The following is a 19,255-nucleotide window of genomic DNA, read 5'->3' as shown; positions in this document are numbered from 1 at the left end:
CCTCGGTCATGATTGAAACCACCATCACGGCCCTCGGCCAGCGCGGCGAAGGCATTGCCGAAGTCAACGGCCATCGCGTCTTCGTGCCCTTCACCCTGCCCGGCGAGCGTGTCGGCGTCGATACCGAGGGCGAGCGCGGGCAACTGGTCGAGCTGCTCTCCCCCAGCCCCGACCGCATCGACCCGTTTTGCCCTTATTTCGGCACCTGCGGCGGCTGCAGCCTGCAGCACGCCGGGCCGCAGACCTATGCCGCGTTCAAGCGCGACCTCGTGGTCACCGCGCTCAGCCATGCCGGCATCGACGTGCCTGTCGCGCCAGTGATCGACGCCCGTGGCGCAGGCCGGCGGCGCACCACCCTGCACATCCGCAGGCACGGCGCCGGCTACGCCCGGGCCCGCACCCACGACATTCTCGATATCGATGTCTGCCCGATCCTCGTGCCCGGCCTGCAGAAGGCCGCGCCGCGTATCGCCGGTGCGTTGCATAGCATTGCCGGCGACGGCGATGTCGCCATTACCGCAACCGACACCGGGCTCGATCTCGCCATCAAGAGCGAGCGCAAACCCAGGCCCGAAGCTATTTCGACCTTTGCGCAGACCCACAAGGTGGCCCGCCTTGCCTTCAACGGCGAAACGCTGTTCATGGCCCGCCCGCCGGCGATCAAGATTGGCACCAGCCTCGTCGAACTGCCGGTCGGCAGCTTCCTGCAGGCAACGCAGCTGGCTGAGGAGACGCTTGCCGGACTGGTCATCGCCGCCGTCGGCCCGGCCAAGTCGGTCGCCGATCTCTTCTGCGGCGTCGGTCCCTTCGCGCTGCGTCTGGCCCAGACGGCCCGCATCTTTGCCGCCGACAGCGACAAGCCGGCAACGGCAGCCCTCGCCAAGGCCGTCCGGTTCACCAAGGGCCTGAAGCCCGTCACCACCCTCGCCCGCGACCTGTTCCGCGATCCGCTGGCGCCGGTCGAACTGCAGCCCTATGACGCGGTGGTCTTCGACCCGCCCCGCGCCGGCGCCGAGGCCCAGGCGAGGGAACTGGCGCGATCCAAGGTGAAGACCATCGTCGCCGTATCGTGCGAGCCCAAGACCTTTGCCCGCGATGCAGCTATTCTCATCGCCGGGGGTTATCGCCTTGAAAGCGTGACCCCGGTCGACCAGTTCGGCTGGTCCGCACATGTCGAGGTGGTCGGAGTATTCAGGCGGTGAAGACACGGAAGACGCATGCCGATCTCGGCGACGGTTTCTTCGACCTCGTCAAGCCGGCCAGCTTCCCGCAGACGCTTCTCCGCTACCGCAACCAGCGTGCCGCCGCCTCGATCGGCCTTGATCTGCTGACCGACGATCAGTGGATTGCGCATTTTGGCCGCTTCGAACCGCTGCCCGGCAGTTTCGAGCAGCCGCTGGCACTGCGCTACCACGGCCACCAGTTCCAGACCTACAATGCCGACCTCGGGGATGGCCGCGGCTTTCTCTTCGCCCAGCTCGAGGATCAGGACGGCCGCCTGATGGACCTCGGCACCAAGGGCTCGGGGCGCACCCCCTGGTCGCGCGGCGGCGATGGCCGGCTGACGCTGAAGGGCGGCGTCCGCGAAGCGCTGGCCACGGCCATGCTCGAGGCCCATGGCGTCGATACCAGCAAGACCCTGTCGCTGATCGAGACCGGCGAGGAACTCGAACGCGGCGACGAACCCTCGCCGACGCGGTCGGCGGTGCTGGTGCGCCTGTCGCACAGCCATGTCCGCATCGGCACCTTCCAGCGCCTCTCCTATTTCAGGGACGAGGCGCGGTTGAAGACCCTGCTCGACCACTCGATCAAGACCTACTACCCGGCCCTGTGGGCCGACGACGACAACGCTCGAGCTCCGAAATTTCTGGGTGCGGTCGCCGAGCATGTGGCCCGCACCGGCGCCCGCTGGGTGGTCGCCGGGTTCGTTCACGGCGTGCTCAACACCGACAACATCAACATCACCGGCGAAAGCTTCGACTACGGCCCGTGGCGCTTCCTGCCAACCTATGACCCGGCCTTCACCGCCGCCTATTTCGACGAATCGGGCCTCTATGCCTTTGGCCGCCAGCCCGATGCGCTGGCCTGGAACCTGACGCGCCTCGCTGAATGCCTGCTGCCGCTGGGCGAGCATGATGCGCTCGAGGCCGGGCTCAACCGCTTCTGGCCGGCGTTCCGCCACGAGATCTGGACCGCCATGCTGGAGCGGCTGGGATTGGCGCCGCGGGGCGACGAGCAGGACGCGGCTCTGGTCAGCGCCATTTTCGCCTTCCTCTACGAGTCACAGGCGCCCTACGAGCAGTTCTTCTTTGACTGGCGCGGCGGCAGTCTCAGCGCCGAACGCGCTGCCAGGAGTCCGGCTGCGGCTCACTATCAGGGCGAGGGTTTTGCACCGGTCCGCGATGCGCTGGTCGCCTATGCGCCAGCTGCCGGCGTGACGCTCGACCACCCCTATTGGCAACGCCGCACCCCCCGCACCATGCTGATCGACGAGGTGGAAGCGATCTGGGCGCCGATCGCCGAGAGCGACGACTGGAGCGCCTTTGAAACGGCCCTGCAGGACATCGAAGCGATGCGCCGCGCCTACGCCTGAGGCGTGAAGTCCCCCGGACGCATGGCCATCCGGTCGTAGAAGCGCACCAGCCCCGGTTCGACCGCGGCCGCCAGCACCTTGCACTCGGCAATGCCGCCAGCCGCGTCCTGCCCGGCGCGCAGGAGCTTGAGCGTTTCGTCATGCGACATGCGCAGCAATTTGAAGTTGCCGCTTGCGGCCAGCGTGGCGTCGCCGACGAGGATATGGATGGGTTCGCGCCGGCGCTTGCCCTTGAGCGCCAGTGACCCGGCTTCCAGGAAGGCGAAATCGGGCACCGCATCGCGGGTCGCGTTGACCACCACGATATCGTAGGCCACGTCCTTGCTGGCGCCCTCCACCCGGCTGGCGATGTTGACGGTATCGCCGATCGCCGAATAATCGAACCGCGTGTCGAGCCCCATATTGCCGACCAGCGCCTCGCCCGTCGCAATGCCCATGCCGATCTGCAGGTCGTCCGCCGCCTCCGGCGTCTTCAGGCCAAAGGCGTTGCGCGCATTGAGATCGGCCAGCGTCTGTCGCATGGCCAGGGTGGCGATGCAGGCCTTGCGGGCATGCTCCTTGATGTCGAGGGGCGCATTCCAGAACGCCATGATGGCGTCGCCGACGAACTTGTCGATGGTGCCGAACTGCTCGATGATCCGCTGGCCGAGGGCGCCGAACAGGGTGTTGAGCACGCCCAGGATCTGCTGCGGCGGCAGCCTTTCGGAGAGCGAGGTGAAGCCGCGCATGTCGGTGAACAGCACCGTGACGTCGCGCAGTTCGCCGCCGAGCTTGAGCCGGTCGCCATTGCGCTCGATCTCGCTGAGCAGCGCCGGCGCCACATAATAGCCGAAGGCCCGGCGGATCTGCCGCTTGTCGGCATCGGTGATGGCAAACTGGAAGAACAGCATCGCCGCATAGCAGAGCGCGATGCCGGTCAGCGGAAAGCTCGGGTCGATCATCAGCCCCTGGCTGGCAAACATGAACCACGAGAACCAGCCGGTGCCGATCATCACCGTCGCGCCCGCCAGCAGGCCCGCCAGCGGACCGAGACTGAGCGTCACCAGCACCGTCAGCAGGCCGAGCAGCACGAAGCCGACGATCTCCAGGCCCTCCACCCAGTCCGCCCGTGTCAGGAACTGGCCCGAAAAGATCTGGTCGATAGCCTGCGCGTGAATGGCGACGCCCGGCACATTGTCGCCCAGCGTCGTGGCATGCAGATCGAGCAGGCCGCTGGCCGAGGTGCCAATCAGGACGATGTGCCCGGCAATGCGCTCGGCATAGCGCTGGTAGGCAAAGCCCAGCATGTCCCTGGCCGAGATGAAGAGCTCCGGATAGGGCCGGTGATAGTAGAGCCAGAGATCGCCGTCCGAGGTTGTGGGTATGTCGAACTGCCCGACCCGGACGCCCACCGGATAGTCTCCGCCACCGGAGGTTTCGCCCAGCAGCACGATGGTCTGCGCGCCCTGCGCCAGGCGCAGCGCCTCGATCGCCAGCGTCGGGTAGAATTCGCGGCCGCTGCTCCAGACCAGCGGCAGGCGCCGCACCGCCCCCACCGAGAGGCCGGTATTGAGGCTCACCACCCCCAGCCCCTGCGCCGCATCGGCGAGCTGCTTCAATGGCTCGGTCGCCGCCTCGATCGGTGGCAATGCCGACCGCGGATCGCTGCCGCTGACCGCAAAGCCCGATTTGGGCGGCAGGCGCGGCGCCACGCCCTCCGGCACTCGGCTGGTGCCCAGAATGCTCGGGCCATTGGCCAGCGCCGTGGCGAACAGCGCGTCGTAATCGGCCAGCGTCGTGGCATCGACACCGGGCAGCTGGCTGGCAAGGCTTTGCGGCGACATCCGGTCGGGTTCGGGAAACAGCATGTCGAAGACGATGGCCGCCGCACCCAGTTCGGTCAGCCGGTCGACCAGCGTCGCCAGCCGGTCGCGTGGCCACGGCCACTGCCCGAGGCTGGCCAGCGATGCCTCGTCGACATCGATAACCCGCACCGGCGGATCGGCCGGGATGTCGCGCGGCTGCAGCCGCTGGTAGAAATCGAACGAGATTTCGCGCAGCACCGAGACCGGATAGGGATCGGCGATGCGCAGCCCGGCAAGGGCCAGCACGAACAGCAGACCGAACAATCCGGGCAGCAGGCGACGCTTGAACATGTCACAGCATAATCAGGGAACTGTGCCGCCGCTACAGCTGCGGCGGCGTCAGCCCTTGTAGCCGAACAAGTAGCCCGAATAGCCGGGGCTCGGGTTGCCAGGGGAACGGTCAGGCGTGCTCAGCGGATCGACGAGCGATCCTGGTCCGCCATCCGTGGCCTTGCGGTTGACGCAGCGCTCGGCGCCGTTGATGCGGAACTCGCGCAGCAGCGGTACCTGGCTGGTTGCATAGCGGAAGAGATTGCGGAAGACCGAGCGGGCGTCGCCGCTGACGTTGTCGAAATGCCCGATCAGCTGCGCGTCGCTGGAATTGTATTCGGCCAGATCGCATACATCGTCCAGCGTCACGCAGGTGCCGCCCGTCGTGCAGACCTGCACCGCACCGTGATAGAGCATGACGGCGGTGCCGGCAGCGGTATTGGCGAAATCGAAGGCCGTGCCGCGCACGCCGATGGTCCCTGTCGGGGTCTTGATCAGGTAGCGATCCTTGGGTGCATTGCCGGTGACGAAACGGAAGGTGCCGGCCAGCGTATTGACCACCATCTTGCCGGCCGAGCCATTCTCGCGCAGCAGATAGTCCTCGATGGTCAGCGAGGAACGCGGCCCGACCACCAGCTCGGTATTGTCGGAGAACTTGATCTGCACCTGGCCGGCAGGGCCGGTGGCCACCACATCGCCGATGAAGATATCGGCGCCGACCACCAGTGTTCGCGTCTGCGCGCCGGTCTTGGCCGAAGCATCCGGGTCGACACCGCGCGCCGTACCGGTAGCTGCCGCAAGTACCGCTCCCGGCAACAACAGACACAGGCATGCGGCAAGACTGAGTACAAGTTTTTGCATCTTCATACCTCGATGGCGGCCGACCGGCTGATCCGCCCCAGCCGCTTCGCACGGGCTACCTGAACGCTTACTGAACAGTTGTGACAGTCTTTTGCCGGAATGCAAAACTCTGCCCTTGCACGCACAGACTATTGATTGTCAGCATTGACCCCTAGCGCAAGTGCTGCCGCCGGCCGGAGTGCCGGAACGATGCGGCCTGATTGAGGTGCCCGCCAGAATGCTCGGTCTGTTCTTTACTCTCTTGCTCGGCCTGGAAATCAAGCACTACGTCGCAGACTACTTCCTCCAGCCCGCCTGGATGCTCGCCGGCAAGGGTGACTTCCGCCAGCCCGGCGGCTATGCCCACGCCGCCGTTCACGCCGGCCTGACGGCGCTGGTCCTGCTGCTTGCCGGCATCCCGTTCGCGACGCTCGCCGCCATCGTGGCCGCGGAGTTCGTCGTGCACTATGCCCTCGACTATTCCAAGATCCACTATTCCCGCGGTGTGCATGTCGATGCCGCACCACGCCGTTTCTGGGCGCTGCATGGCATCGACCAGCTGACCCACCAGCTGACCTATGCCGCCATCATCTATCTGACGCTGCTGGCCAAGGGCGTCGGCTGATCGCTATCTGGATTTCTTGGCGTGCTTGGCTTCGTCCGGCTTCTGCACCAGCTGCTCGAGGATGCGGTCGACAATGTCGAGATCCTCGCGCTTGCCCGCTGCCTGCTGCTGCAGGTCCACCAGATAGGACGTGGTGTAGTAGAGCCGGCGCGCCAGCAGCGATGCCAGATAAACCGCGATCTCGGGCCTCGATGACAAGAACGCGATGGCATCGTCGATGACATAGGCCTTGACCTCCGACAGTGCCTTGACCGTGGCGCTGTAGGGCATGTCGAGCAGCACCGACATTTCGCCGAAGATCGAACCTGGCTCATCGATATAGGACACCTGGGTCTCCTTGCGGAGCACCTCGACCTGTCCCTCGATCAGCACGAAGAGCCGGCCGTCCTCGCCGTTTTCCCGGATCAGGATCTCGCCTGGCTTGAAGGTCTTGGCAGTCCGCCCGGCACAAAAATCAAGAATATCCGACATGTTCCCTCAAACCCCAAAAGTTGGCGGCAATATGCGCCAACCGCATGGCAGCGGTCAAACCGCCGCGTGAAGACGAAAACACTGTTGTCCGAGTGCTGTAACTGCAATGCCACGCGCCTGGCACTTGCCCTGGCGCAGCGTCGACGAACGCCGGAACTGAGGGCGCCAGCAGATCGGACAATCGGGCGCGTCCGGGGTGAGACTTTCGCCTAAGTTGAAGCAGGGAAGGCGTGCACGCACGGCGATCGATATGCAAAAATGCACCCCGGTCTGCTGCCAGACCCGACCTATCTGCTGACGGAGAAGACTGTGGCCAAGCGTTTCTGGGATCCGCGCAAGAGCACGCTCGGCGAGATGCCGCATGCGGTCCTCGTCAGCCGGGCCGAGCCCGGCATCATGCCCTGTCCGCACTGGCACGCCCAGGTCGAGATCAACTTCGTCTATTCCGGCACCGTCGAGTACCGCATGCATGGCCACACCGTGCGGCTCAATGCCGGCGACCTCGCCTTGTTCTGGGGCGGCCTGCCGCACCAGACCACCGACACCAGCGACGACGCCTTCTACATCGCCATCCACCTGCCGCTGATCCACTTCTTCCGTCTGCGCCTGCCGCCAGCCCTGACCCACAAGCTGATCCACGGCGCCACGCTGGTGAATGCCGAGCCCGATGCCACCGATGCGCCCAGCTTTGACCGCTGGGCCCGCTATCTCGACAGCGATATCCGCGAGCGGCGCGAACACGCCGTCGACGAGTTGCTGCTGCGCATCGACCGCCTGCAGTTCGAGCCCTATCGCCTCGTCGAACCCGCCGAACTCGCCAGCGGCTTGAGCCACCCGGTCGACGCGCAGAACTTTCACAATATCGGCAATATCTGCGAGTTCATTTCCGAGAATTTCCGCGAGGACATCGACGCCGTCGACATCGCCGGCTCGGCCGCCATCCATCCCAAGTACGCCATGAGCGTGTTCAAGAAATCGACGGGCATGACGCTCAACGAATACGTCAACCTGCTCCGCCTCTCCTACGCCCAGGCCATGCTGCTGCGCGACAACGGCAATATCCTGCGGGTCGCCATGGAATCCGGCTTCGGCTCGCTCTCGGCCTTCAACAAGAGCTTCCGCAAGATCGCCGGCATGTCCCCCACCGACTTCCGCCGCGAGGCCCGGGTGCGACCGGGGGCGCACTAGGGTTTCGCACGCGCATCGATCCCACGGTCGGGTCTCCCTCCCCGCAAGGGGAGGGGGGAGCCGAGGGAGTGCGGCGCTGGGTACCCGACCTCGTCCTTCGACAGGCTCTGGATGAGGTCTCAGCACAACCGAGCTCTAATCAAAAAAAGGGGCCGGTTGCCGGGCCCCTTTGCATGTCATGGCGATAGCCAAGATCAGTGGTTATCGCGCGGAATGCCGTTGGTCTGGGCGATGCGCTGGTAGTTGACGGCCGGCTTGAGCACGGCGCCGCTGCCGAGCTGGTCGACGATACCGCGCTGGATTTCCTGCCACGGCGTCTGGCTCTTGGGGTACTGGTAGCCCCCCATCGAGTCGAGGTCGGCGCGGCGGATGGCGATCTCTTCGTCCGAGATCAGGATATCGGCCGATCCCTTGTTGAGATCGATCCGCACCTGGTCGCCGGTGCGCAGGATGGCCAGATTGCCGCCCGCTGCCGCTTCCGGCGAGGCATTGAGGATCGAGGGTGACCCCGACGTGCCCGACTGCCGGCCATCGCCGATGCAGGCCAGCGCCGTGATGCCCTTCTTGATCAGGTAATCAGGCGGCCGCATGTTGACCACCTCGGCGGCGCCCGGATAGCCGATCGGGCCGGCGCCGCGCATGAACAGCAGCGTGTGCTCGTCGATTTCGAGCGACGGATCGTCGATCCGGTGGTGGTAGTCCTCGGGACCATCAAAGACCACGGCCTTGCCCTCGAACATCCCCGGATGGTCGGGATTGTTGAGATAGCGATCCTTGAACTCGGACGAGATCACGCTGGTCTTCATGATGGCGTTGTCGAACAGGTTGCCGCGCAGCACGAGGAAGCCCGCATCGACCTTGAGCGGGTTGTCGAACTTGCGGATGACCTTGTCGTCCTGGATCGTGGTGTTGCGGCAGTTTTCGCCGATGGTCTTGCCGTTGACGGTCGGGGCGTCCTCGCGGATCAGGCCCTTGCTCATCAGCTCGTTGACCACCGCCGGTACGCCGCCGGCATGGTAGAAGTCCTCGCCCAGATATTCGCCGGCCGGCTGCAGGTTGACCAGCAGCGGCACCTTGTGGCCATGCGTCTGGAAGTCCTGCAGCTCGATTTCGACGCCGATATGCTTGGCAATGGCCTGCACGTGGATGGGCGCATTGGTCGAGCCGCCGATCGCCGAGTTGACGACGATGGTGTTGATGAAATTGTCCTTGGTCAGGATGTCGGACGGCTTGAGGTCCTCACGCACCATGTCGACGATGCGCTTGCCGGTGCGCCAGGCCATTTCGGCGCGGTCGCGATAGGGCGCCGGAATGGCGGCCGAACCCGGCAGCTGCATGCCCAGCGCTTCGGCCAGCGAGTTCATCGTCGAGGCCGTGCCCATGGTGTTGCAATAGCCGGTCGAGGGGGCCGAGGAGGCCACCAGTTCGATGAACTGGGGATAGTCGATCTCGCCGGCGGCCATCATCTGGCGCGCCTTCCACACGATGGTGCCCGAGCCGGTGCGCTCACCCTTGTGCCAGCCATTGAGCATCGGCCCGACGCTGAGCGCGATGGCCGGAATGTTCACCGTTGCCGCGCCCATCAGCATGGCCGGAGTGGTCTTGTCGCAGCCGATGGTCAGCACCACGCCGTCGAGCGGGTAGCCGTAGAGCACTTCGACAAGGCCGAGATAGGAGAGGTTGCGATCCAGACCCGCGGTCGGACGCTTGCCGGTTTCCTGGATCGGATGCACCGGGAACTCGATGGCGATGCCGCCGGCTTCGCGGATGCCTTCACGCACGCGTTCGGCCAGCACCATGTGATGGCGGTTGCACGGCGACAGATCCGAACCCGTCTGCGCGATGCCGATGATCGGCTTGCCCGACTGCAGCTCCTCGCGGGAAAGGCCATAATTCATGTAGCGCTCGAGATAGAGCGCCGTCATGTCGGCATTTTCCGGATTATCGAACCAGGCACGGCTGCGCAGCTTGTTGCCGCCGGTGGGGGCCGAACTCATCATTATCTCCTCAATAAGTAATACTGTTTGGCGTCTTTCATAGCGCAAACTTCTGCCGGGCGCAGGGGGATTCTCGCGCCAGCGGCGAATTGTCTATGGTTTCGGACGCTCTTGTCGGACCGACACATTGTGCGCTCTGATGCCGTCCGGCAAGAGGGAGGAAAGTATGGGTGAACTCGACGGCAAGGTGGCCATCGTCACCGGTGGCGCAACCGGAATCGGGCTCGGCAGCGCCCGCGCCCTGGCGGCGGAAGGCGCCCGGGTGGTGCACTTCGGGCTCGGTCGCGCCGCGCTCGACAGCGCCGCCGCAGAAACCGGCGGCACGGCGGTCGAAGGCGACGTCGCCTCGTCCGCCGCCGTCGCGGCACTGTTCGAAACGGTCGCCAGCACGTTCGGCCGTCTCGATATCGTCGTCAACTCTGCTGCCATCCAGCCCTACGGCACCGTCGAGACCATGGACGAGGAGGACTGGGACCGGGTGTTGGCGGTCAACCTCAAGGGCATCTACCTCACCTCGCACCATGCAGTACCGCTGATGCGCCGGTCCGGCGGCGGCGCCATCGTCAACATCGCCTCGGTGCAGGGCATAGCCTGCCAGACCAATCTCGCTGCCTATGTCGCCTCGAAAGGCGCCGTGCTGGCGCTGACCCGTGCCATGGCGCTCGATCACGCCAGGGACGGCATCCGCGTCAACGCCGTGTGTCCAGGCTCCGTCGATACCCCGATGCTGCGCTTTGCCGCTTCGCAGAACCTCGATGGCAAGACCGAGGACGAGGTGGTGGAGAGCTGGGGCAAGGCTCACCCCATCGGTCGGGTCGGCAGCATGGCCGATGTCGGCAACATGGTGGCCTTCCTTGCCGGACCGCGCGCCGCCTTCTGTACCGGCGGCGACTACAAGGTGGATGGCGGCCTGCTGGCCAAGATCGGCGTCGTGCTTCCCGACTGAGCCGGGGACCGGACGGTCAGGTGCTCTCGCGCTGTTCCAGTTCGACCGGCGAGATCAGCACGCGCGTCTCCAGCGCCTCCTGCTTGAGCCGCTTGAGCAGCATCTGCCCGGCCGCCAGTCCCATCTCGTAGCCGGAAACGCGCACCGTGGTGAGCGAGGGCGTCAGGTGCTGGGAAAACTGCAGATCGCCATGTCCGGCAATGGCCACCTGCCCCGGCACGTCGACCCGCATCTTGCGGGCCTGCAGGATGCCACCCACCGCCAGCAGGTCGCCGCCGAAAAAGATCGCGTCGCAACCCGGCAGCTGCTTCAGCACGGTTTCGAAGGCCAGCATGCCGGCGTCGAAATCCCGCTCGCCGGCAATCGGCAGCACCAGTTCGGGTTGCCGCCCCAGCCCCTCGGCAAAACCGTCGCGCCGGTGCGTGCCATCATCTTCGGTCCAGCCCACATAGGCGACCTTGCGAAAGTCGCGATCGGCAAAGTGCCGGCCCATCAGCCGCCCCGCCTCGGCGCCGGAAAAGCCGACCAGCATGTCGATCGGATCGGGCGTATAGTCCCACATCTCCATCACCGGCAGGCCCATGGCCCGCAGCTGCTCGCGCAGTTTGGGCGAGTGGATCAGCCCCATGAACACCACGGCCGCCGGCCGGAACGGCATCACCTCCTGCAGCATGTCTTCCTGCAGTTCAGCCGAATAGCCGGTCTGCGCCATCAAGAGGTGATAGCGGCTGCCGTCGAGCGCATCGGCACAGCCCTGGATGGCCCGGGCGTGGTGCGGATTGGCGAGGTCAGAGACAAAGACTGAAATGATGGTCGAGCGGCCCGAACGCAGGCTGGAGGCGAAACGGTTGACCACATAGCCGGTCTTGGCGACGGCCGCCTCGACCCGCTTGCGGGTTTCCTCACGCACCTTTTCGGGATTGCTGAGCGTGCGGGACACCGTAATCGGTGACACCCCCGCTTCGCGCGCCACATCTTCCACGCGCACCATGCGGCGCGCGCTGCTGCCGACCTTGTTTGCCAAACGTCTTCCCCCAAGCCCGCTCAGACTAGCAGCATTTTACGGAATCGAGAACCGCCAGGAACTGCCGGGCCCGAAGCTCTCCTCGATGCGGATCACCTCGTTCCATTTCGCGGTGCGTTCCGAGCGCGTCATCGAGCCGACCTTGATCTGGTCCGAGCCCAGACCGACGGCCAGATGGCTGAGCGTCACATCCTCGCTCTCGCCGGAGCGCCCGGACTGGATGGTGTTCCAGCCCAGCGCCCGCGCCGCGCTGGAGGCCGCGATCAGCTCGGAGATGGTGCCGCACTGGTTGGCCTTGAGCAGCACCGCGTTGCAGGCCTTGAGGCCGGCGGCGTGGCCGATGCGGTCGGCGCTGGTGGTGAGATAGTCGTCGCCGACGATCTGCACCCGGTCGCCCAGTTGCGCCGTGATCCGGGTGAAGCCGGCGTCGTCGTCTTCGGCCAGCGGATCCTCCAGCGAGACGATCGGATAGCTCTTCACCCAGTCTTCCAGAAGGCCGATCATGCCGCCGGTATCGAGCCGCTTGCCGTCGAGCGACAGCACATAGGCGCCATCGACAAAGAACGAACTGGCGGCGACATCGAGGGCGATGCCGATATCCTTGCCCGGCACGAAGCCCGCCGCCTCGATGGCGCGGGTGAGATGCTCGAGCCCGTCCTCATTGGCGGTAAAGTCGGGCCACACCCCGCCTTCGTCGGCGACGCCGTTGAGCTTGCCGGCCTGTTTCATCGCCGACGCGGCGGCCATATAGACCTCGGCAGTCCACTCCGCCGCCTCGGCAAAACTTCTGGCCTCGAGGCAGAGGATGAGGAAATCCTGGATATCGATCCGATTGCCGGCATGCCGGCCGCCGCCGAAGATCTGGATCATCGGCGCCGGAATCGGCGCCTCGGCGCCCCCCGACAGGCCGCGCAGATGCTGCCAGAGCGGCACACCTTTGGCCGCCGCAGCGGCCCAGGCGACGGCCTGCGACACGGCGACAATGGCATTGCCGCCCAGCCGCTCTTTCTGCGGCGTGCCATCGAGACGCAGCAGCGCGGCGTCGATTTGCGACTGTTGCGTTGCGTCCATGCCCTTGAGCGTGGTGGCGATTTCGCCGCTGACCGCAGCGATGGCGGCATTGACGCCGAAGCCGCCCAGCCGCTTGCCGCCATCGCGCCGGTCCAGCGCCTCGCGCCGCCCGGTGGAGGCGCCGGAGGGGGCGATGGAGCGGCCGATGGCGCCACTGGCGAGGATAACTTCGGCCTCGACCGTCGGGCGGCCGCGCGAATCCCAGACCTGCCGGCCTTTGACCGAAACAATGTCCATGCTCATGACGATAGTCCTTCGAGAATGGCCCCGATGGTGACCGGTGCCGAAGCGATCAGCGGCAGTGCAACGTCCCGGATTCGCTGGCGATTTGGCTCGTCGAGATATTCGACAGGCGACTTGCCGTCGACCCGTGCCAGCAGCAGGCAGGGCAGCAGCGCCGCCGTGCGCACCTCGAGATCGCCGCGCCGTTCGGGCGGGAAATGCGTCAGCCAGGTACGGGTGAAATCGGCCGCCTGCCCCAGAAGCGCCTGCTTGATGAACGGCATATGAACAGCCTTGAGCAGCAGGTGATTGAGGCAGAAGGCGGCATCGAAAGCCGGGTCGCCATACCAGGCGCATTCGGCATCGAGCAGCACCGGATGACCATCGGCCCTGGCGATCAGAATGTTCTTGGGACTGACATCGCCATGCACCAGCGCCTGCTTGGTGCTGGCGGTCCGCTGGAGGACGGCGAGGATCTGGTCGGCGACGGCCGGGTGCCGGCTGGCGGTGAAGCGCAGATAGGGATCGAGCCGCAGCGCGTCGATCAGATGATCGGTCGGGAACTCCGCCGCCACCGCGGCATCATCGAGCGTGGCGGCATGGATGCGGCCCAGCGCATCGGCCACCTTGATCGGCACATCCGGATCGGCACGCCCGGCCAGCAGCTCGGTCTTCCACAGCAGGAAGTCGTCGGCCGGCAGATATTCGAGCAGCGCGATACCGCGCGTTTCGTCCTCGGCATAGACGGCCGGGGCGGCCCCCGGCACGATGCCCGCGGCGCGGCGCAGCCAGGCGACTTCATAGTGATTGCGTTCCAGCGGCGCCTGCCAGTCGGTCGCCACCTTGAGCTTTTGCAGCGCCCGCTTGGCGCAGGCCAGCCGGCCATCGCCCAGCGTGATGCGGACAATATCGGACGACACGCCGCCGGTCAGCGGCTCCACCGTAAAGCCGGTCTCCGGCAGCCCTGCGGCCCGCAGCATGGCGGGCAGCACGCTGTCCCAGCTATTGTCCATGTCGAATAGTCCCCTCACCCGTCCTCGGCACTACGGTGCCAGCTTGCGAGCGACTTGCCAAGCGCGCCCGGGGCGACGATTGTCGTGGCCGCAAAAGGGATTGGGAGATTTGCATGGGCCGGCTCGACAACAAGATTGCATTCATGACGGCGTCTGCCGCGGGCATTGGCGGGGCCACCGCACTGGCCTTTGCGCGGGAGGGCGCGCGGGTCATTGCCACCGACCGCGACGCGGCAGCCGTCGAGCAGCTCAAGGCGGATCTGGCCGCCATCGGCCCCGGCCACGAGGCCTATGTGCTCGATGTCACCGACCATGACGCGCTGCGCGCGGCGGCGGCGCGCCACAGCGACGTCAATGTGCTCTTCAACTGCGCCGGCTGGGTGCATCAGGGGACGCTCGAGACCACCGAACTGGCCGACTGGCAGCGCAGCTTCGACATCAATGTCACGCCGATGTTCGTCCTCACCCAGGCGTTCCTGCCCGGCTTCATCGCCCGCGGCGGCGCCACCATCGTCAACGTTGCCTCGGTCGCCTCCTCTCTCAAGGGCGTGCCCAACCGGGTGAGCTACATGTCGAGCAAGGCGGCGGTGATCGGTTTCACCAAATCCATCGCCTTCGACTTCATGAGCAAGGGCATCCGCGCCAACGCCATCTGCCCGGGCAGTGTCGATTCCCCCTCGCTGCACGAACGGGCCCACTCGCTGGGCGATCATGACGAGGTCTGGAAGAGCTTTGTCGCCCGTCAGCCCATGGGCCGCATGGCGCAGCCGGCCGAGATCGCCCACCTCGCCGTCTACCTCGCCAGCGACGAATCCGCCTACGCCACCGGCGCCAACTTCATCGCCGACGGCGGCATCACGCTTTAGCCAGCCTAGGCCGGCTGCGGTGCCGCCGGGCGTCCGGCGGCATCGGGGCGGGCCGGCGGAAAGGTCAGCGCCACGGCAGCGGCTGCCAGACCGACGGCGGCCGAGGCGATGTAGAGCCAGTGATAGGTGCCGAACGTGTCGTAGAGCCAGCCGCCGCCCAGCGGCCCGAAGGCCATGCCGATGCTCGAGGTCATGGTGGCGGCGCCCAGCACCGTGCCCATGACGCGCGGCGAGAAATACTCGCGCGCCAGCACTGCATAGAGCGGCATGACGCCGCCATAGGCCATGCCCAGCACCGCCGCCAGCATGTAGAACTCGGTGAGTTGCGTGATGTAGATATAGGTGTAGATGCCGACCGCCTGCAGCGCCAGGCCGCCGACGATCACCCGCCGCACCCCGACCCGATCGGCCAGCACGCCGAAAACCAGCCGCCCGACCAGCCCCGCAAAACCCTCGACGCTGTAGATGCTGGCGGCCGAGAGCGCCGAGGCGCCGCAGATCATGGCGTAGCTGACGGTGTGGAAGATCGGTCCGGAATGGGCGGCACAGCAGAGAAAGAACGTCGTTGCCAGCACGATGAACTGCGGCGTCCGCAGCGCCGCCAGACCCGCCGACGGCACGCGCGCAGGAGCCGTCGCCTGGCCGGTCGCCGCCGCCGCCGGTGGCACATCGTCTGCGTCGGGAGCCCGGCGAATGAGCAACGCGGCAGGCACCATGGGCACCATCGCGCCGAGGGCAATGCCCAGCATCGCCGCGCGCCAGCCATAGGTTTCGATCATCAGGCTGGCAAAGGGCGTGATCACCATCGGCGCCACGCCGGCGCCCACCGAAACCAGCGACACGGCAAGGCTGCGGTGCTTGTCGAACCAGCCCACCGTTGCCGCCATGATCGGCGCGAAGAAGGCACCGCCCGAGGCACCGACCAGCCCGCCATAGGCGAACTGGAACACCAGGAGATCGCGCGTCTGGCTGGCGAGCACGAGGCCGGAGCCGAGCAGCGCCACCGCCATCAGCACCACCGGCCGGGCACCGATCCGGTCGCTCAGCGTGCCCCAGCCGAAACCGGCGACGCCCATGACGATGAAACCGACGGTCATGGCCGAGGAAATCCCGGCCCGCGTCCAGCCGGTCTCCTCGGCAATGGGCTGCAAATAGACCGGCAGGGCGAACATCGACCCCATGGCGAGACAGGTGATGACAGCCCCCGCCGCGACGATCACCCAACCGTAATTCATGCCCTGCTTTGTGCCCTGTGCACTGCTCATGACCACCAACTCCCGTTGCCTGCCATATAGACGAACCGGCCGCGCCACTTTCGACAGCACCCCCGCGGAAAGTCGGCTTGCCTCGCTGGCCGTCGCAAACTATGCCGGGGGCGACCCATCCAGCCAGTAAGGAAAACTCCTGTGACCATCACCCGTATCAAGCCGGGCAAGCGCTTCGCCGCTGCCGTTCGCCACAACGACACACTCTACATTGCCGGCCAGGTCGCCGACACGCTGACCGGATCGATCGAGGTGCAGACCGCCGAAGTGCTGGCCAAGATCGACGCGCTGGTGGCCGAGGCCGGCGGCAGCAAGGCCAACCTGCTGGCCGTCAACGTCTACCTCGCCCACATCACCGACTTCGACGCCATGAACGCGGCCTTCGACAAGTGGGTCGACATGGCGAACCAGCCGGTGCGCGCCACCGTGGAAACGCGCCTCGCAGATCCCAATCTGCGCGTCGAGATGACGGCCGTCGCCGCCCTCGACTAGAGCTTTTTCGGCGCCTTGGCGGCGGGCTTTGCCTTGACCGCCAGCGCCGCGACCTTGGAGGCGGCGGCCTTGAGCCGTGCCTTGGCCGGCTCGACGACCTTGGTCTTGACCGACTTGGCTTTCGCCGTCTCGGCCTTCACAGGCTCGGCCTTCACCGATTGAGCCTTCACCGTCTGGGCCTTGGGCGGCTTCGGACTCTTGTCGGCTTTCGGACCCTTGCCGGCCTTCATCGCCATGGCGGTCTTTTCGGCCGTCTTATGGACGTCGGCCTGCACGGCCTGGTCCAGTTCATGCGCCTTGATCCAGTAGTGGTCCGCCATGCCTTCGGGACGACCATCGGCCTCCCACAGCAGATAGGCGCGCGTGCGGAGCGCGTCCTCGCTCGGCGCGGCCGGCTGGGCTTTCGCTTTGTTGGGCACTTCACAATCCCCGTAGCTGGGGGGAGTCGCCGCGGACGCAAACGGCGGCGATTCCCGCTGTTGACGTTCCTAGGCTAAGCACACCGCCCGGCACGGCGGAAGAGGCTGGCCGGCAGACCAGCCATGTCGGGCGACTGCCGGGGCGACCCGGCGAGGGCGTTGCCCGCTACGGACGCATGCCCGCGGGCACCGGCGGCGACTCGTAGATCAGCGTGATCTTGATGCGCTCGTTGGCGGCCAGATAGGGGTCATTGGGGAAATAGGGCTCGGCCACGGCACGCCCCATGACGGCGTTGAACCGCTCGTCCTTGAGGCCGAACTCGCTCAAGATGCCACGCACCACATTGGCGCGGTCGCTCGACAGCTCCCAGGCGCCGTAGCGCGGGTTCTCGTAGCGGCTGCCGGCAGCGGTGTGACCGGAAATCGAGATCTGGTTGGGCAATTGCTGCAGGATGGGCGCCACCGCGGCCAGCGCCTTGCGCGTTGCCTCATAGGGATATTTCGAGCCCTCGGGAAACATCGGCCGGCCTTCCTGATTGACCAGTTCGATATTGAGGCCTTCCTTGGTCTCTTCCACCACCAGGTTGTCGCGCACCTGGGTGATGTCGGGCATGGCCTGCCAGGCCTGGCGAATGCTGGCGGCGGCACTGTGGAACACCTGGTCCTCGCTGGCAGCAAGATCGGTGCGCGACGACTGGCTGGCATCCTCGACGCTGCCGTCGGTGCCGGCCTGGCCGCCAATGGCTGCGTCGTCCTCGCCGGTGTCGTCCTCGGGCGTGTTGATCGCCGCCTTGTAGGAATCGCTGGCCGAACCGGCCATCTTGGCGCCGGTGCTGTCGAGCGAATTGCCACCCATGACGCCGCCGGCGCCGCTGGTCGACTCGCTGACATTGGGCGGCGCGAAATAGTCGGCAAGGCCCTGCTTCTGCTCGGGCGTCGCCATCGAGATCAGCCACATCAGGAGGAAGAACGCCATCATCGCCGTCACGAAGTCGGCATAGGCAATCTTCCAGGCGCCGCCATGGTGGGCATGGCCGCCCTTCTTGATCTTCTTGATGATGATGGGCTGGTCGTTCCGCATGGTGCTGTGCTGCCGGCCCGGATCAGGTCAGGGCGGGCAGGTTGGACGTTGCCTCGTCGACCTCGGCAAAGGTCGGCCGGACATCGGACATCAGCGCCTTGCGCGCGAACTCCACGGCGATCGCCGGTGCATAGCCCGACATATGGGCCAGCAGGCCGACCTTGATCGACAGCAGGTATTTCGACTCCGCCTCGTAGGTATTTTTCAGCGACTGCGCCATCGGCGCAAAGAAGCCGTAGGCCACGAAGACGCCGAAGAACGTCCCCACCAGAGCGCCGCCGATCAGGTGGCCCAGCACTTCGGGCGGCTCGGAAATGGCGCCCATGGTCTTGATGACGCCCAGCACGGCGGCAACGATGCCCAGCGCCGGAGTGCCGTCGGCCAGCGACTGCACGGCGCTGATCATGCGCTCGTTTTCCTGATGGTGCGTTTCCAGCTCTTCATCCATGAGCGCTTCCATCTCGTGCACCACATTGGTGCCCAGCGTCACCATGCGCAGGTAGTCGCACATGAACTCGACCGCGTGGTGATCCTTGGAAAAGCTCGGGAAATTCTTGAAGATGGCCGAGTCGTGCGGGTTTTCGATATGCGGCTCGAGCGCCAGCAGGCCCTTGGACTGTACCAGCTTGTAGAGGCTGAACTGCAGCCCCAGCAGCTCGACATAGGAGGCCTTGTTGTACTTGGCGCCCTTCATCAGCGTGCCCATCACGCCGGTCATGCCCTTGAGGATGGAGCCCGGATTGCCGATGATGAAGGCGCCGATGGCGGCGCCCAGGATGATCACGAATTCCCACGGCTGAAACAGCACTTCGAGATGGCCGCCCATCGCGGCGTAACCGCCGAAGACGCACAGCATCACACACAGAATTCCAACGATCAGACGCATCGAACTGGTTACTCACTCACTCAGGGCCGGACAAATCCCGGCAGTCTGTCGCCCACCCCTGCGGTGCGAAGGACTTCTAGTCGAAAGGTCGAACGGACCTCGTCTTGCGTAATGCACCTGGAAGTGAGTGGACCCGTGACCC

The 19,255-nt window shown here is 65.9% G+C and carries 18 protein-coding genes; 7 read left to right on the top strand and 11 right to left on the bottom strand.

Features of this window, described 5'->3' with window-relative positions; genetic code table 11:
* Nucleotides 1-8: 8 nt before the first annotated feature.
* A complete protein-coding gene (locus AC0L4C_RS05330) occupies nucleotides 9-1,202 on the top strand; it encodes a class I SAM-dependent RNA methyltransferase (RefSeq protein ID WP_473402578.1) in 1,194 nt (397 codons plus the stop codon).
* Nucleotides 1,190-2,593, top strand: a complete 1,404-nt coding sequence (locus AC0L4C_RS05325; RefSeq protein WP_473403454.1) for a protein adenylyltransferase SelO — start codon at nucleotides 1,190-1,192, stop codon at nucleotides 2,591-2,593. Before AC0L4C_RS05330 ends, AC0L4C_RS05325 begins: the two co-directional genes overlap by 13 nt.
* On the opposite strand, the gene AC0L4C_RS05320 is transcribed toward AC0L4C_RS05325, so the two are convergent.
* Both AC0L4C_RS05320 and AC0L4C_RS05315 read right to left on the bottom strand, forming a co-directional pair.
* Nucleotides 2,584-4,728 carry a CHASE2 domain-containing protein gene (locus tag AC0L4C_RS05320; RefSeq protein WP_473402576.1) on the bottom strand — a complete coding sequence of 715 codons (2,145 nt, stop codon included), beginning with the start codon at nucleotides 4,726-4,728 and terminating at the stop codon, nucleotides 2,584-2,586. The genes AC0L4C_RS05325 and AC0L4C_RS05320 overlap by 10 nt on opposite strands.
* A 48-nt stretch (nucleotides 4,729-4,776) precedes the next feature.
* Complete coding sequence (locus AC0L4C_RS05315; protein WP_473402575.1) at nucleotides 4,777-5,568, bottom strand: FecR family protein; 792 nt, start codon at nucleotides 5,566-5,568, stop codon at nucleotides 4,777-4,779.
* 217 nt (nucleotides 5,569-5,785) lie between these two features.
* On the opposite strand from AC0L4C_RS05315, the gene AC0L4C_RS05310 reads away from it, so the two are divergent.
* On the top strand, nucleotides 5,786-6,172 hold the full coding sequence (locus AC0L4C_RS05310) for a DUF3307 domain-containing protein (protein ID WP_473402574.1): 387 nt from the start codon (nucleotides 5,786-5,788) through the stop codon (nucleotides 6,170-6,172).
* Nucleotides 6,173-6,175: 3 nt separating this feature from the next.
* On the opposite strand, the gene AC0L4C_RS05305 is transcribed toward AC0L4C_RS05310, so the two are convergent.
* Complete coding sequence (locus AC0L4C_RS05305; RefSeq protein WP_473402572.1) at nucleotides 6,176-6,643, bottom strand: Crp/Fnr family transcriptional regulator; 468 nt, start codon at nucleotides 6,641-6,643, stop codon at nucleotides 6,176-6,178.
* A gap of 354 nt (nucleotides 6,644-6,997) precedes the next feature.
* Here AC0L4C_RS05305 and AC0L4C_RS05300 point away from each other — a divergent pair, with 354 nt between their 5' ends.
* Nucleotides 6,998-7,831, top strand: coding sequence for a helix-turn-helix domain-containing protein (locus AC0L4C_RS05300; protein WP_473403453.1), 834 nt, complete (start codon nucleotides 6,998-7,000; stop codon nucleotides 7,829-7,831).
* Nucleotides 7,832-8,025: 194 nt separating this feature from the next.
* On the opposite strand, the gene AC0L4C_RS05295 is transcribed toward AC0L4C_RS05300, so the two are convergent.
* Nucleotides 8,026-9,831, bottom strand: coding sequence for an IlvD/Edd family dehydratase (locus AC0L4C_RS05295; RefSeq protein WP_473402571.1), 1,806 nt, complete (start codon nucleotides 9,829-9,831; stop codon nucleotides 8,026-8,028).
* 163 nt (nucleotides 9,832-9,994) lie between these two features.
* Between AC0L4C_RS05295 and AC0L4C_RS05290 the strand changes: the two genes are divergently transcribed.
* Nucleotides 9,995-10,774 carry an SDR family NAD(P)-dependent oxidoreductase gene (locus AC0L4C_RS05290; protein WP_473402569.1) on the top strand — a complete coding sequence of 260 codons (780 nt, stop codon included), beginning with the start codon at nucleotides 9,995-9,997 and terminating at the stop codon, nucleotides 10,772-10,774.
* A gap of 16 nt (nucleotides 10,775-10,790) precedes the next feature.
* Here the strand turns inward: AC0L4C_RS05290 and AC0L4C_RS05285 are convergent, their stop codons facing one another.
* The 3 genes from AC0L4C_RS05285 to AC0L4C_RS05275 are packed head-to-tail and all read right to left on the bottom strand — an operon-like array spanning nucleotide 10,791 to nucleotide 14,104.
* Nucleotides 10,791-11,798 (bottom strand): LacI family DNA-binding transcriptional regulator, encoded by a 1,008-nt coding sequence (locus AC0L4C_RS05285; RefSeq protein WP_473402568.1) that lies wholly within the window; start codon nucleotides 11,796-11,798, stop codon nucleotides 10,791-10,793.
* Between the two features lie 36 nt (nucleotides 11,799-11,834).
* Nucleotides 11,835-13,112: a phosphopyruvate hydratase gene (gene eno / locus AC0L4C_RS05280; protein ID WP_473402567.1), complete on the bottom strand. Its 1,278-nt coding sequence runs from the start codon at nucleotides 13,110-13,112 to the stop codon at nucleotides 11,835-11,837.
* Complete coding sequence (locus AC0L4C_RS05275) at nucleotides 13,109-14,104, bottom strand: phosphotransferase family protein (protein WP_473402565.1); 996 nt, start codon at nucleotides 14,102-14,104, stop codon at nucleotides 13,109-13,111. Before AC0L4C_RS05275 ends, eno begins: the two co-directional genes overlap by 4 nt.
* 113 nt (nucleotides 14,105-14,217) lie before the next feature.
* Here AC0L4C_RS05275 and AC0L4C_RS05270 point away from each other — a divergent pair, with 113 nt between their 5' ends.
* Nucleotides 14,218-14,970 (top strand): SDR family oxidoreductase, encoded by a 753-nt coding sequence (locus AC0L4C_RS05270; protein ID WP_473402564.1) that lies wholly within the window; start codon nucleotides 14,218-14,220, stop codon nucleotides 14,968-14,970.
* 5 nt (nucleotides 14,971-14,975) lie between these two features.
* On the opposite strand, the gene AC0L4C_RS05265 is transcribed toward AC0L4C_RS05270, so the two are convergent.
* Nucleotides 14,976-16,235: an MFS transporter gene (locus tag AC0L4C_RS05265; protein ID WP_473402563.1), complete on the bottom strand. Its 1,260-nt coding sequence runs from the start codon at nucleotides 16,233-16,235 to the stop codon at nucleotides 14,976-14,978.
* Between the two features lie 141 nt (nucleotides 16,236-16,376).
* Between AC0L4C_RS05265 and AC0L4C_RS05260 the strand changes: the two genes are divergently transcribed.
* Entirely contained in the window at nucleotides 16,377-16,727 is a 351-nt protein-coding gene (locus AC0L4C_RS05260; protein WP_473402561.1) for a RidA family protein, read from the top strand.
* Here AC0L4C_RS05260 and AC0L4C_RS05255 read toward each other — a convergent pair.
* The 3 genes from AC0L4C_RS05255 to motA all read right to left on the bottom strand — a co-directional run bounded on the left by AC0L4C_RS05255 (nucleotide 16,724) and on the right by motA (nucleotide 19,113).
* The gene (locus AC0L4C_RS05255) at nucleotides 16,724-17,146 is read right to left on the bottom strand and encodes a DUF2934 domain-containing protein (RefSeq protein WP_473402560.1); all 423 of its coding nucleotides are present in this window, start codon (nucleotides 17,144-17,146) and stop codon (nucleotides 16,724-16,726) included. The two genes, AC0L4C_RS05260 and AC0L4C_RS05255, sit on opposite strands and share 4 nt — an antisense overlap.
* A gap of 166 nt (nucleotides 17,147-17,312) precedes the next feature.
* The gene (locus AC0L4C_RS05250) at nucleotides 17,313-18,227 is read right to left on the bottom strand and encodes a flagellar motor protein MotB (protein WP_473402558.1); all 915 of its coding nucleotides are present in this window, start codon (nucleotides 18,225-18,227) and stop codon (nucleotides 17,313-17,315) included.
* Between the two features lie 22 nt (nucleotides 18,228-18,249).
* Nucleotides 18,250-19,113 carry a flagellar motor stator protein MotA gene (motA, locus tag AC0L4C_RS05245; RefSeq protein WP_473402557.1) on the bottom strand — a complete coding sequence of 288 codons (864 nt, stop codon included), beginning with the start codon at nucleotides 19,111-19,113 and terminating at the stop codon, nucleotides 18,250-18,252.
* Nucleotides 19,114-19,255 lie beyond the last annotated feature (142 nt).

The sequence above is a fragment of the Devosia sp. J20-27 genome (assembly GCF_055808595.1).
This window is presented reverse-complemented; position numbering and strand designations above follow the sequence as displayed.